Origin of the sequence: Shewanella sp. SM74 (assembly GCF_025653725.1) — a bacterium.
Lineage (GTDB): Bacteria > Pseudomonadota > Gammaproteobacteria > Enterobacterales > Shewanellaceae > Shewanella > Shewanella oncorhynchi.
This window is the reverse complement of sequence record NZ_JAKKRZ010000019.1, coordinates 60966-75880: the sequence shown is the minus strand read 5'-3', so window position 1 is coordinate 75880 and position 14915 is coordinate 60966. Positions and strand designations below refer to the sequence as shown.

At 45.6% G+C, this 14915-nt stretch carries 9 protein-coding genes, 1 pseudogene and 1 riboswitch; of the genes and pseudogenes, 7 read left to right on the top strand and 3 right to left on the bottom strand.

Going from position 1 to position 14915, the window contains the following annotated elements; genetic code table 11:
• Positions 1 to 199 precede the first annotated feature (199 nt).
• Together L5M49_RS17845 and L5M49_RS17840 are read left to right on the top strand one after the other, a co-directional pair.
• Complete coding sequence (locus L5M49_RS17845) at positions 200 to 1336, top strand: FUSC family protein (protein WP_131525700.1); 1137 nt, start codon at positions 200 to 202, stop codon at positions 1334 to 1336.
• 133 nt (positions 1337 to 1469) lie between these two features.
• Entirely contained in the window at positions 1470 to 3506 is a 2037-nt protein-coding gene (locus tag L5M49_RS17840) for a M14 family metallopeptidase (protein WP_263266577.1), read from the top strand.
• A gap of 25 nt (positions 3507 to 3531) precedes the next feature.
• On the opposite strand, the gene L5M49_RS17835 is transcribed toward L5M49_RS17840, so the two are convergent.
• Complete coding sequence (locus tag L5M49_RS17835) at positions 3532 to 4299, bottom strand: class I SAM-dependent methyltransferase (protein ID WP_263173756.1); 768 nt, start codon at positions 4297 to 4299, stop codon at positions 3532 to 3534.
• Positions 4300 to 4568: 269 nt separating this feature from the next.
• Here L5M49_RS17835 and L5M49_RS17830 point away from each other — a divergent pair, with 269 nt between their 5' ends.
• The 3 genes from L5M49_RS17830 (at position 4569) to L5M49_RS17820 (ending at position 6947) form a co-directional block, all read left to right on the top strand.
• Positions 4569 to 5354 carry a hypothetical protein gene (locus L5M49_RS17830; protein WP_263266588.1) on the top strand — a complete coding sequence of 262 codons (786 nt, stop codon included), beginning with the start codon at positions 4569 to 4571 and terminating at the stop codon, positions 5352 to 5354.
• A gap of 308 nt (positions 5355 to 5662) precedes the next feature.
• On the top strand, positions 5663 to 6133 hold the full coding sequence (locus L5M49_RS17825; protein WP_263173754.1) for a hypothetical protein: 471 nt from the start codon (positions 5663 to 5665) through the stop codon (positions 6131 to 6133).
• A 121-nt stretch (positions 6134 to 6254) separates the two neighbouring features.
• Positions 6255 to 6947, top strand: coding sequence for a hypothetical protein (locus tag L5M49_RS17820; protein WP_263266576.1), 693 nt, complete (start codon positions 6255 to 6257; stop codon positions 6945 to 6947).
• Between the two features lie 351 nt (positions 6948 to 7298).
• Here L5M49_RS17820 and L5M49_RS17815 read toward each other — a convergent pair.
• A pseudogene (locus L5M49_RS17815) lies at positions 7299 to 7568 on the bottom strand (GIY-YIG nuclease family protein); the annotation flags it as partial.
• 20 nt (positions 7569 to 7588) lie between these two features.
• Positions 7589 to 9724, bottom strand: coding sequence for a S9 family peptidase (locus L5M49_RS17810; RefSeq protein ID WP_263266575.1), 2136 nt, complete (start codon positions 9722 to 9724; stop codon positions 7589 to 7591).
• A 180-nt stretch (positions 9725 to 9904) separates the two neighbouring features.
• Positions 9905 to 10136, top strand: a riboswitch (FMN riboswitch).
• A 189-nt stretch (positions 10137 to 10325) separates the two neighbouring features.
• Here L5M49_RS17810 and ribB point away from each other — a divergent pair.
• Both ribB and L5M49_RS17800 read left to right on the top strand, forming a co-directional pair.
• Positions 10326 to 10979: a 3,4-dihydroxy-2-butanone-4-phosphate synthase gene (gene ribB, locus L5M49_RS17805; RefSeq protein ID WP_263266574.1), complete on the top strand. Its 654-nt coding sequence runs from the start codon at positions 10326 to 10328 to the stop codon at positions 10977 to 10979.
• A 434-nt stretch (positions 10980 to 11413) separates the two neighbouring features.
• A complete protein-coding gene (locus L5M49_RS17800) occupies positions 11414 to 14638 on the top strand; it encodes an EAL domain-containing protein (protein WP_263266573.1) in 3225 nt (1074 codons plus the stop codon).
• Positions 14639 to 14915: the final 277 nt, after the last annotated feature.

The window sequence follows — 14915 nt, the reverse complement described above, 5'->3', positions numbered from 1 at the left end:
GGCCTGCCTCTACACGCATCAGTTAAGCCTATTTAATCTGAGTGTTAATGTGATATCTCCCGCGCCATCCACTAAGCTCAATTTGCTAGATTTCGCAATTTACATTTCTTTATGGCGCTATGGCCGCAAGTGACACGGTTTTTCTGCGATACTGCCACCAGATTAACATCGCTAAGTTAGCTCAAAGGAATTTTGCCCTATGTCTGTATTTGCCCCAGCCACACCCTTTGCCGACTTTATCTATCGCCATTTCCGCTCAATCCACGCCCTAAAGCTCGGGCTAGCCTTACTCGTTGCTGTCACTATTAATGCCATTTGGGCGCCACCGCATTTTATTTGGAGCATGGTCACGATAGTGATCATTATGATGAGCTTACCTCAAGTAGGCGGCGCGATTGAAAAGTCGCTACAAAGGGCTATAGGCACTTGTTTAGGCTCAGCTTATGGGGTGATGTTAGTTGCCACTGTGGACAGTTATTGGCTAATCATGAGCCTGCTGATCTTAGCCGTTAGCTTGATTTGTTTTATCTCGGCCGGACGTTACAGCTATGCCTATTTAGTGGCCGGATTTACCATCATAATCGTGGTCGGCGACGCCAACCATGACACCTCTGAGGCACTATGGCGCACGGCCAACATCCTCTCCGGCTGCGTGATTGCTATTTTGGTCTCACTGTTCATTTTTCCGATTAAAGCTAAACAAGATTGGCGCTCCCAACTCACCCATGCCATCGACAATATGGCCGAAGTATTAGCCGAGCATCTTAAGGCACCCGCCAATCATGAGCTCGATTTTCGCGCTAGACTAGAGGCTGCGATGAAGGCCGTACTCACTCAAAAGAAACTGTTTTTCTCCTTGGAATGGGAAAGTCAAACCCTCAAAAAACACAAAGTGCTACTGTCGCAGTTAGCCAATAAACAAGTGCGCTTAATCACCTTACTCGAACTCTTACCCTTAACCCGCTGGCAGGAAGAAGACAAAGACGCCTATCTGCAGATTAATGCGGTTGCCTCTGAGCTTGCCTTCTATTTGCAACAACTTGCAGAATTTGTGGCGGGTAAAGCTCAACAATTGCCGACACTGCCAGAATGCTTAGATCAAGAATTGCAACACAGACTCCAGCTTGCCCTAGTCGCAGCCACTCAAGCATCGACCGCAGATCCAGTGACAGCCGTAAACGACCAAGTGCCGCAGGGATTTGCGCTCACAGGTTATAGCTGGCTGATTTATCAGCTCGCGATTGCCGTCGAAGCACTTTATAAAGACATTGCCATTATCGACATTGCCTATAACAAGCGGCCAGCTTCTCAGATAACGCCCAACAAAACGGCTTAGTCGATTTTACCATTCCGCTTAGTGCTTAAATCCATGCCAGAAATGCCGGATAACCCTTAGCCGCCCTTGCGTTAACGGGGCGTTTAATGAAAAGATACCGTCCTAATAAAAATTCGATAGATGGACTCTTTTCATGCGCTTGTTTTCTTTCTCCGTTATCGCCATTGCCTGTCTCTCTACGGGCAATCTGTACCCTGGGAATGCTTTTGCCAATGATGCGAAAACCACAGCCCAAACAACTCCGGCAGCCACTATGGCGCAAGCCTCTACCACCGAAACATTGGCAGTTGGCTCCCCAGTAATCACAACGTCACAGGATGCAAGTCCAGCAGCGAATAGCCAAGCGACTGAAACTGCGACTAATGTACTGGCCGATACCACAGTTGCAGCGCCAGAAGCACAACCAGCGCCCATTCCTGAACGAGCCAACACCTTTGTCAACGATGCGATTTTACCGCCAAGCATCACTTGGCATGGCGCCAGCGAATCGCTCATGTTAAGTGTTGATAGCGAGTGGGCGACTCCCTTCGAGCAAAGTGGCGGTATTGAAAGTCCAAGCTACGATGCCACTATCGCTTGGCTCGACAAACTCGCGGGCGAGACAGATAAATTACAAAAGGTGAGCTTAGGTAAGAGCCCACAAGGGCGCGATATTTGGATGTATATCGCCAGCAGTGAAGGCATTAATGAATCGGCACGCCTCAAACAAAACACTAAACCGACAGTGCTAGTGCAGGCGGGAATTCATGCGGGAGAAATCGACGGTAAAGATGCCGGCATGATGCTGCTACGTGACATTATCCAAGGCGATAAAAGTGCCCTGCTCGATAAAGCTAACCTCTTGTTTGTGCCTATGTTTAGTGTTGATGCCCATGAGCGCAGCGGCGAATTTAATCGAGTCAATCAACGTGGCCCAGTGAATATGGGCTGGCGCACTACGGCTAATAATCTCAACCTTAACCGCGATTATGCTAAGGCAGACAGCTTAGAAATGCAGCACATGCTGCGCGCAATCAACGTATGGCAACCAGATCTGTATATCGATGTCCATGTTACTGACGGCATCGACTATCAATACGATGTTACCTTTGGTTATAACCTTGCCCAAGGCTTAAGCCCTGCGAGCTACCGCTGGCTCGAAAACAGCTACAGACCTGCGGTTGAAGCCGCATTAACGGAACAAGGCCATATTCCCGGCGCACTGATTTTTGCCGTGGATAACGCCGATATTAACAAAGGCATGTCGCTGTGGAATCCAAGCCCGCGCTTCTCTAACGGTTATGGCGATGCTCGCCATTTGCCCACCATTCTGGTTGAAAACCACAGCCTAAAGCCCTTTAAGCAAAGGGTGCTCGGCACTTATGTGATGTTAGCGCAAACCCTCAAAACCGTGGGTGAACAGGCGACGAAACTTAAGAGTGCGATTCAAGAAGATAAATACCGCGCCTCACCGCTAATCACCCTTACTTGGAAATTAGCACCATTAGAAAAAGGCTGGGATTTTAAAGGCATAGATTATCAACTTGAAAAGAGCCCCATCAGTGGCGCTGAAGTTGTGCGCTGGACAGGTGAACCAAAACTTTACCCTAACTTGCCTGTGATGGCTGAAACAGTGCCCGACATTAAGGTCACTCGTCCGAGTGCTTACTATATTCCCGCTCAATGGACTCAAGTGATTGATCGTCTTAACGTGCATGGCATTCGCATGACCACGCTCAAAAAGCCAACCGAGTTGAAATTGCAACAATATACCCTCAGCAATCCCGTGTTTAACACTAAGGATTTTGAGGGCCGCCAAACGGTCAAAGCCGAGTCAGAGTTAACCAAAGTCAGTACAACTCTGCCCGCTGGCACCATTAAAATCAGTACGGATCAACCGCTAGGTGATCTGGCGATTTTACTGCTTGAGCCGCAATCACCAGATTCTTTACTGCAATGGGGTTTCTTCAATCCTATCTTCACTCGCACTGAATACATTGAAGATTATGCAGTAGAGCCAATGGCTGCCAAGATGCTGAAAGAAGATCCTAAGCTACAAGCTGAGTTCGACAAAGCACTGACTAATACAGAGTTTGCCGCCGATCCTGAGGCACGCCTACGCTGGTTCTATGAACGTAGCCCTTACTACGATAACCAATACCTTAAGTATCCGGTTTACCGTAGTCGTTGATCATCGCGATTACAAAAGGTTGTGATTACGCAGGCTTACGCGCACTGATGCTATACACCAAGGGCACCTTCTGCCCTTGGTGTGTTAACACATAACGACCATCGGCTTGTGCTTCGAGCCCTTCAAAGCAGTTATAGGGGCTGAAATCAAACTCGTGGAAGAACTCCAACACTAAGCCTGCCTGCAATAACGCATTGATCACTTCAGATAAACTGTGCGACCAGCACATTAAGGTTTGCTGATCATCACCGGTATTTTCGGTATATGTGCCTTCCAGCTCTATGTCTGGCTCACCCCGATTAAAATAGCTATAACCATCGAACAACTGCTGCGCCGGATGAAACTCGGCCATGTAAAACTGTCCGCCGGGTTTTAAACAGGCAGCCACTGTCTGCGCCCACAGAGTTAAATCCGGCAGCCAAACAATGGCGCCATAGGACGTAAACACAATATCGTGAGGCTCAACCTTGCTCGCCACACTGTAAACATCGCTACAGACAAACTCGGCGGACAACTGTGTCCGTTCTGCCAGCTTTTGCGCTTCAACAATCGCGACTTCTGACAAATCGACGCCTGTGACTCTCGCCCCTATTCGCGCCCACGACAAGGTGTCTAAGCCGAAATGACATTGCAGATGCAGCAAACTTTTACCTGCAACCTCGAGTTCACCTAGCTCAATTTCCCGCAGCGAAGTCTTACCACTAAGAAAGCCCGCCACATCATAAAAATCAGAAGTTAAATGTACCCGAGTGCGCGCATCCCAAGCCGTTTTGTTTGTTGTTAAATAATCCATCAGCATCCCTTCTTGTCTTTTTTGTATTTTTGATTCCGCGTGACTTACGGAGCTTAAACTAACTTAATAAATGAGCAATTTCACTAATCTATGAGTAAATCACCCATGTAGCGGACATGTCCGCACAGTGAACCTCGGACACTTTCAGCTTAACCAATTGATTATAAATGAAACTTAAAATTGGCATGGGCTGTGCAATGTCTTATTCATCGCAAGACGACTCAGCACTCACCCAAAAAATCGAGTGCCAGATAAACAAGGAAGCTAACATGTCACTACGCCCATTTATATTCACCCTCGCTTTTATAGTGTTTTTTACTGCTGGAGTATCGCTCACTGGCTGCATTCTTAATGTGAACGCTGCAGGCATGCCAGACTTAGACCACCAGCAACGCGAACTCACACTCGATAGCCAAGACTTACAAGGCCTGATTGCAGAAACTGGCGCAGGCAGTCTCGAAATTATCGGTGTCGAAGGCCTAGCCCAAATTAAACTCATCGCCGACATCTATAGCAATAAGGACGGCAACGATGACAGCAAAGTCATTCTCACCCTTGAGAAAAAAGCCAATAAAGCCAAGCTCAAGGCCAACTTTGAGCAAACAGATTCTAATAATGACTCGCCCTATATAGACCTAAAACTGCAAGTCCCTGCGAACTTTACACTGGATATTGATGACAGCTCAGGGGCTATTTTGATCAGCAAGATGACGTCAGACATGAACGTCAAAGACGGTTCGGGTGAACTCACTATCAACGGTGGTAACAATATCAACATAGAGGATGGCTCAGGTGATATTGAAATCAGCCAAATCAACGGCAGCCTAACCATTGAAGATGGCGCTGGTGCCATCAAGCTGACCGATATTCGCGGCAATACCGCAATTGATGACGGCTCGGGCAACATAGAGGTCGCCAATGTGCAAAGTGCTGTGACCATCACAGACGGCTCAGGCAATATTAATGTCTTTAACACTAAGGGATTAACGATTCTTGCGGCAGGTTCTGGCGATGTGACATTTAACAAAATCGACGGCCCAGTGAGCATGCAATAACGCGCCGTTTTACCCCTCAACTCCCAAAGGTTTTACCCTCTTCCCGGCGTAGAGGCTGATGTTGCAACGGTTCCCAGCCAAGATGTCAGTCTTCTACCCACCCTTTTAAGCGTATGCCAGACTTATGCATTTATGCCACTAACCCCTTGTAGTGGCATTTTTTATACCGAAATTAAGCTTGAGTTTGCAGAAATGATGTTGATTTTATTCAGACCGTTACGCTTTAACCTTGTGGATTTGCTAAGATTGTCAGCCTTCCCACTTCAATAGTCGAAAAGTCACACTGTATTGCCAGTAAGGTCGAGAATATGGATCAGTTTTCGGAATACCAAAAAGAAATTGAAGCGCTTTCTCTATCGGATAACCCTAGACAGATAATGGAAGGACTAGGGGATATTTGTTTTGATGGCGAATCTTTTTATCGCAACGGCAATAAAGCTCTAGCCAAACACATTTTCAAGCATATTTACGCCTTAGATGCGCACTCAGACTATTTCTCACACGCCAGGACTGTCGCAAAAGCCTTTCTTATAACCTTGGAAGAAATTCCCCCTATCTCCCTAGAAGAGGCTATTTTACAGATAAAGCATGAGCATGCCTCATTAGCTGCACATCAATTAAATCTGCTGATTGCAAAGCGTATTTTTAGGGAATTTAGTCACCATCAAGACGCTATCCACATCACTATGCAATATCTCACCAAAGCCGAGGCACTTACCCCTCTGAGCAAGAGTGACCTTCGCTTTAAAGCTTTAGTCAGCTCAAATAAGAGTGAGTAAAGGGATAGCGTGACAGAATAAATCATCAGAATTTAGAGCCGCTTCTCAAAAGAAATGCAAAAATATACCAGAAGAGATCAACGTTCTGAATTCGACAACCCAATTTTAATTAAGTGATAATATGGACATTTCATCTTTTAAGAAATATATAAAGTTAGCACCAGAAAATGTTTCAGAATGGCAGAGGTGGGAAAATTCATTACCTACCTTCGATTCTATATTACCAATATTGGATTATGTATATAACGCTGAGTGGCAGCGAGATGATTGGAAAGCCATAATGGCATTCATTCGGAAAGGTTATGTTAAGCAAAATGAATCATCTGAATTGGTTGACGGGATTAAGCATGTAAATATATTCAACTCCAAAGTTATTAATCTAAAAGTTGATGTCGCAATTTCATTAAACTGCTCCATTGTTCGTTCATTAGAGTCAATTAATTTATGCTCAGACTCAGTTGAATCATTAAGTGTGTCCCATGCAAGCAAACTCTCTGAAATTACTGGAAACACCCAGAATTTAAGCTACTTATCTTTAAATAAATGTCAAAAGTTAGATTTTGGTTCTATCATTTCAACGCTGGACAGCGTAAAAATTTTAGACCTCAGTGGAAACCCACAGTTGTCCAGTATTGACGAGTTGCGTGGAAATAAAAATATTTTTGCGTTGTATCTTGTTGAAACAAATGTAATTAAGACTAAAGAGACAGTAGAAATCTTGGCTTCGATACCAAACTTGAAAAAACTTTGGATTAAAGCAAACAAAAAGGAGTTGGAACTTTTAAGAGAAGCCCTACCAGGGATTGTAAATTAAGCATAGAAAAAGGCCGGACATGTAGTTCGAGAGCGCGAAAAGATCTGTGTAAGTGGCATTCTTAAACTGTTGAATGGATTTCAGAATACCAATAGCAGACAAACTTATCACTCAGCAGCAGAAGAAAAAATCGACTCACCCCAATAATAAATCCGGCAATAAACCGGCCAGTGGCATTTTTTAACTTTCAATTCTTACTTCTCTAACCCCAATGCAGACCAGTCTTTGGTGGCGATGAAATCTTAACCACTTGATTTATTATGGAAATTAATCATTAAGCTATTAAGCACTGCCATTCCAGTGCTTAATCATTGTATTCAAATACCAAAGACTTAACAGGATTTTGCTCTTTCATATCGCACTATGTTCGACAGATTCAATCAATGCCAGCTTTTGACTGCGACTCAGCTTTTTAACTGCAATCTCACGCCGCAGTGCATCACCCTGACTGCCAACCTGCTCTTGATACATCAGCGTTAACGGACCTTTACCGCGCAGATACTTAGCGGATTTGATGCCACCCGACTGATGCTCGCTAAAGCGTCGTGTGACATCTGTGGTGACGCCTGTATATAAATGCCCGTTCGCGCAGCGGACTAAATACAAATACCAGAGGGCTGAGCCAGTCACTTGCGAATGACCTACTTCGCCATACCTAACAGACTCAAGAAGAAGGCATATTCTTGGGCTGTGTCTTGGTATTGGCGATAGCGACCACTCTTACCGCCGTGGCCAGCTTCCATATCCACATTGAATAACAACACCTTATCATCCATCTTGTACCACTTATTCTGTACATCGCGCAGTTTAGCGACCCACTTGGCGGGTTCAAAATACTGCACTTGGGAATCATGCAAACCTGTCGTCACTAACATGTGTGGGTATTCTTGCTCAGTGACATTGTCGTAGGGCGAGTAACTCAGCATGTAATCGAAATAGGTTTTCTCGTTCGGATTGCCCCACTCGTCGTACTCATTGGTCGTCAACGGAATCGACTCGTCCAGCATAGTCGTCACCACATCAACAAAAGGTACATGGGCTGCAAGGGCGAAATACTTGTCCGGCGCTTGGTTAGCAATCGCGCCCATTAGCAAACCACCCGCGCTGCCGCCAGAGGCAACAACCTTGTTTTTGTCGCCATAACCTTGCGCCGTTAATGCCGTTGTTACGTCAATAAAATCATTGAAGGTATTCTGCTTATTCAACAACTTACCATTGTCATACCAAGGGCGACCTAGCATTTCTGAGCCGCGCACATGGGCGATGGCATACACAAAACCGCGGTCAAGCAGACTGATAACAGATGAAGAAAAATCGGGTTCTACTGTGTAACCGTAAGATCCATAACCGTATTGATACAGAGGGTTAGTGCCATCTTTCTTGAATTTATCTTTGCGATACACCAAAGAGACGGGCACTTTCGCACCATCGCGGGCCGTCACAAATATCCGTTCGGCACGATACTGGCTGGCATCGAAGCCGCCTAAGACTTGATCTTGTTTCAATAAATCACGTCTATCGGGATTCACCAGTGAATATTCGTATACGGCTTCTGGCGTCGTTAGGCTGGAGTAAAATATGCGTAACTTATTGCTGTCTTGCTGGGAATTAATCTCTAAACCCATCACATAAGCAGGCTCATCAAAGCTCAACTCGAAGGGCTTTTGACCATTGAGCGGCATCACTTTAATCCGCGTTAGGCCGTTTTCACGGGTCTGAATAATCAGATAATCCTTGAGCACTAACTCGTCTTCGATACGGGCATTGGGATTATGCGCAACCACTTCTTGCCACTTAGATTTGTCCGCCGCATCTTTGATGGCAACTTTCATCAAACGGAAGTTAGTCGCCTGCCAGTTGGTGAGAATGTAATAAGTATCACCCAGCTTAGACACACTGTATTCGTGACCTTCTTCTCGCGCTAACACTGGTTTGAATAAACCTAAAGGCTCGCTGGCGTCGAGAATAGACACTTCACTCGTCGTGGTGCTTTCTTGGAACAACACAATTTGCGACTCATCTAAGGTTTTACCAAGTGAAATATAAAATGAATCGTCTTGTTCTTCATACACTAAGACATCGCTCGATTGCTTAGTGCCCAGCTCGTGGCGATACACTTGATAGCCCAGCAAGGTTTTTAGATCTTTGGCGATATAGAACACATGCTTGTTGTCGTTCGCCCACACTACGCGACCTTCGGTATTTTCAAGCACGTCGGTGATCATGTCGCCCGAAGCCAAGTCTTTAAAATAGATGTGATATACACGGCGGCTGAGGACGTCTTCGCCAAAGGCCAACATGGTTTCATCTGGGCTGACACTGGCGCCGCCTAAACCATAAAACTCATGGCCCTTAGCTCGCTCGTTAACATCGAGCATCACTTGCTCAACACCATCGGCGCCCTTACGGCTGATCAGCGGATATTCGCTGCCCTCTTGGTATCTGTGATAATAGCTGTGCTGATGCCATTGGTACGGCACGCTCGACTCATCGGCGACTAAACGCTCGGTTAACTCTTTATAAAGACCATCTTGCAATGGCTTTAATGGTTTGAAATAAGCAGCGGTATAACGATTCTCAGCGTTGAGATAGGCCAACACTTTAGGATCTTTGCGCTCATCATCACGCAGCCAATAATAATCATCGGTACGCGTTACGCCATGTAAAGTCATCACATGGGGAATTTTTTCAGCAACCGGGGCAGGTACTTGCCCTTTGGAGGTCGAACAAGCGGATAACAACATAGCAATACCTAAAGTGAGTAGCAGAGAGCGCATTTATACGTCCTTGTGACGTCCATAACGACCGTCGAAGAATGCGACGGCAAGTCAATTAGCTTATGTGTTCAGTATGATAGTGGTCAGGTGTGCACTAGCGCAAACATTGAACGCGAGAAGTTGCCATTCGCGGTAAATAAGAGCAACATAACCGCGTTTTTGAGCGCAAATGGCTCAAAAGCAAATTCTCAGGGCGGGGTGAAACTCCCCACCGGCGGTAAATGGGTAACGACTAAGTGATTATTTTGCTGAGCGACACCCAAAGCCCGCGAGCGCCCGAAATCACTTTCGGGGTCAGCAGATCTGGTGCCTTAGATTTTGCCTAGTGCAAAACTGACTATTCCAGAGCCGACGGTAATGGACTGTTTGCTTTAATGGCGACAGTGCTGAGTCCGGATGGAAGAGAATGTAAGACAACATTGTGGTATCTCAGTGCAATGCGCTGATATATCTCAGTGTTAGCCTCATGTTTTGCAATAACTTCACCCCAAGTGAAGTGATATTGCTACAGCAAAATCGAGCCATTTGGTTTGATTACGTTGTATTTCTGCACGCCCTGATTCTGGATATTCCAATGTCGTATTTTTTAAGGATATTAACCATGAATCAGTCTTTACTTGCTCCTTTTGGTACTGCTATCGAACGCGTTGAAGCGGGTCTTAATGCCCTGCGTCAAGGCCAAGGTGTGTTAGTTGTCGATGACGAAGATAGAGAAAACGAAGGCGATTTAATTTTCGCTGCCGAGACGCTGACTAACGCTCAAATGGCCATGCTCATCCGTGAATGTAGCGGTATTGTTTGCCTGTGTTTACCCGATGCAAAAGTAAAAGCCCTCGAGTTACCCCCTATGGTGGAAAACAACTCGAGCCAATACGGCACGGCGTTTACTGTGAGTATTGAAGCTAAAGTCGGTGTGACGACTGGCGTTTCTGCCGCAGACCGCGTGACCACCATTAAAGCGGCGATTGCCGATGGCGCTAAGCCAAGTGATCTCGCTCGTCCTGGCCATGTGTATCCACTTCGCGCCCAACCGGGTGGGGTATTGACCCGCCGTGGTCACACTGAAGGCACTATTGATTTAATGCAACTCGCGGGTTTAAAAGCCGCTGGCGTATTGTGTGAAGTCACTAACACCGATGGCACTATGGCGCGTTTGCCCGAAATTATTACCTTCGGTGCCCAGCACAATATACCCGTGTTAACGATTGAAGATATTGTCGTTTATCGCAAATCATTGCTGGCCAATGTCGGCTAGATAACATGCCAATCGCCTGAATTTAGGGCATTGATTTAAATAGAAGGACGTTTAGCTGCGGCAAACGTCCTTTTTATTTAAGTAGATTTACCGTTAACAATCGCGTTCCACCTAATGCACTAAAAAACCGATGAAAGGTCAAGTTAAACAAGTCATTCTTTCGAATGATGAAATACTGCTTCACATCACAGACAAAGCAAATGCTTGTTTGATAGGTGCAAAATAGGTTAATAAAAATAGTCTCTTAGCATGATATATAACAATTTGCTTAATTTCGTGACCTAGATTAGATATCCATAAACTAAAGGTCGCGGTAGCTGGCCGCCTATGTTAAATATCCTCACCCTGTGCCTAGTCCTATTTGTAACTCGGATTCAACGTTATTACGTTGAATTTTCTTTTTCTGCCTAGGCGAACGAGTGGAGTGATCTTTAATGCCGTCAGCGCTACACCATCTCAGTTTGAAGCAAAAGCTCATTCTGTTTTCGTTAGTCCCATTATTAATGATGAGCTTTTTCATTCTGACGCGCATGCATGACTTGATAAAGGAATCACACTCGGCCAAGCACAATCATCTTGCGGTACAAACGACGGTACAAATCACTGATCTACTCTATCAGTTGCAAAACGAATATGGTCTAAGTACAAATCAGCGACCAACCGATGAAGTGCTATTACAGCAACAAGCGACTAGATCAAAAGCACTCGATGCATTACTGAACAGTGAGCCTTTAGAGCATCTTCTGGAGGCGCTCGACCCTAAAAGTATTGAAGCAAACAAAATGAACGCATTGTTGGTTGCACTCAAACTCACAGGCAACAAACTCGCTAACGTTCACCAAAACCACACAGACGAAACACTGAGTCAGTTTACGGAACTCTATAATCAATTCCACACTCAGCTTTTGCAGCTCATTCAGTTATTACAGTTACAAACCAACGAAATCAGTCAGTCCCGTGCCTATACCGATCTATTGAACCTACTTATGGTGCAGGAGTTGGCCGTAAAAGAACGAAGTGCCATCAATCAATTACTGCTCAGCAAGTCACTCAATATTAATGATTACCGCACCATAATCTCCTTTATGTATGAATATGAGCGAGCCGTGATGCACGCGAGTAATGCATCAATTTCCGATAGAAGGTCCTTACTGCAAAACCTACAAGATTCGCCAGAAAATCAACGCATTCTGCAAATCAGCAAGCAAATTGAACAACAAACTCGCATTAGCGCTCTGGCACAAAATATTAATGCCTACTTAGGTTACGGTGGCTTAATGGGCAGTTTTCAGGACTATTTGCTTAAGGGCGGTGAGATTTCACTGCAAAAATTTAATGCAGCACTTGCGACGATTCAGCTTAATTTGGATGAACTCAGTCACGAGACTCGTTCTCTACCCGAATTTAAGGCGGCGCTGAAAACCATTGAAGACAGCATAAATCAATACCAATTCAGCATGGTCAAGTTGCAGCAACTGCAGCAGCAAGGTTTGCCGATGGCGGAGATCAAAGCCATCGCGCAAGTCCCTGCCAGTGAGGACAAATTAAGCCAAGCGATGAGCCAACTATTAATGCCGCCACATCCAATTGATAGCCAGGAGTGGTGGGATCTCACCACTCAGCGTATCAATCAACTACATTTGCTGGCGCAAAATATCACCAAGAACATGGCGCAGCAGAGCGAATATCAACAAAACCACACCTTAATCTTACTCGGCTTATACTTGTTCTCGGCTTTGTTCACCGCGACCATCACACTTTGGCTTGGACAAAAGATCATCCGCAATTTTATGGATAAGATCACTAAGATTGCCAATGACATGCAGCAAATGGCAGCAGATCCACAGCTCAATATTAATATCCACGTCTCAGGCACAGATGAACTCGCCCGCATGGCCAGCGCCATGAACCGTATGATTAGTGAACGGCAAAAAGCGAACCACGCCCTAAGCCGTGCTGCAGCTGTGTTTGACTACTCTGCCGAAGGCATAGTGGTGACAGATGCCGACAACCATATCGAACTGGTCAACCCCGCTTTTTGCCACATTACGGGCTATTCATTGGAAGAAGTAAAAGGCCGCAGTCCCTCCCTACTCAGCTCTAGCCGTCATCCTAAACACTTTTATACCGCCATGTGGGAGTCACTACAAAAAGAAGGGAAATGGGAGGGTGAAGTTTGGAATAAACGCAAAGATGGCCAAGTGTATCCCGAGTATCTAGCGATTACTGTGGTGCGAAATGAACAAGGTAAAATAATCCAACATATTGGTTTATTTATGGATATCAGTAAGCGTAAACAATATGAGCAGGATCTTTGGTATCAGGCCAACTTCGATGGGTTAACTGGGCTACCTAATCGTAAGCTGTTCAATGAACGACTGCAGCACGAAATACATGTGGCGCAGCATGACTCTCGCAAGCTGGCTATCTTGCTGATTGATTTGGATCAATTCAAATATATCAATGATGTACAAGGCCATGCCACTGGCGACTTATTACTTAAAGATGTCGCAAAGCGCTTAGAAGGCATTGCGGGGAAAACCGATTTTATCGCACGTATCGGTGGCGACGAGTTTGTGCTTATCTTGCCACGGCTGACCAACGAGCTTGCCATCGAACACATGGCAACGCGTATTATCGAAACCTTAGGCATGCCGTTTGACTTAAATGACCGCGAGATCCAGATTTCAGCCAGCTTTGGTATCGGCGTCTATCCCGAAGATGGTTTGGATACCAGCTCACTCACCCGCAATACCGAAACCGCCATGTATCAAGCCAAAGATGCCGGACGTAATAATTTCAAATACTTTACCGCGGGCATGAATGAAGCCATGTTCGCTCGGATGGAGTTAGAGCAACGCCTGCGCCGCGCCGTAGCACAAAATGAATTTGCCCTGCATTATCAACCCATAGTGGATATGCAAACTGGAGTGGTCTGCAGCGTCGAAGCCCTTATCCGCTGGCAAGACCCTGACTTTGGCCTGATCCCACCGGATCAATTTATCCCGCTGGCCGAAGAAACCGGACTGATAGAACCTATGGGCGAATGGGTGCTCAACCAAGCCATGCATGATCTCAGGCAGTGGCAGAAAAGTGGCTTAAAAATCAATGTCGCGATTAATGTTTCCGGCCGCCAATGTATCAACACCCGCGGCATGGGATTCGACCAAGTGCTGCAGGAATGCTTTAACCGCCACCATGTGAACCCGCGCAATGTGCATATTGAGATCACAGAAAGCATGCTGATGGGCGATGCTAGCCACTGCTTGAGCACGCTCGAATCGATTCGCCATTTAGGCTCGCAAATCTATATCGATGACTTTGGCACAGGTTATTCTTCCCTGAGTTATTTGAAAAAATTCCCTATTTCAGTGATTAAAATCGATCGTAGCTTTGTGGAAAATGCCCTCGAAAGTAACGCTAATGCTAACTTAGTCAAAGCCATCGTCATGATGGGGCAAAGCCTCGAAATGGAGTTAGTGGCCGAAGGCATAGAAACCGAAGCCCAGTGGCACTTCCTGCGGGATCTAGGTTGCCACTTTGCCCAAGGATATTTGATCTCTAAACCGCTGCCCTTCGACGAGATCACGCCCTTGCTGCACATCAAGCACACAGCACTGCTCAACCACGATTACCAAGATAGATGCGTGAATATCTAAGATGCTGAAAGCTAGCAACTAATAGCAAAAAGAATTGAAGAATAAATAGCAAAAAAGCAGCCTAGGCTGCTTTTTTGTTATAGATTATTGCCCGCATAATATACACGTATAAAGTTGGGCCTCATGATTTAATTTTTATTAAATAAACACTTACAACACACATCAGAAGCTTGATAGTTATAAATGCTAAATAAATGAAAGGCTTTTACGGGCTTTGTACTATCAGAGTTTCAATCAAAAATTGATAGTCGCGCCAGCAAGTTTACCGGTATTGATG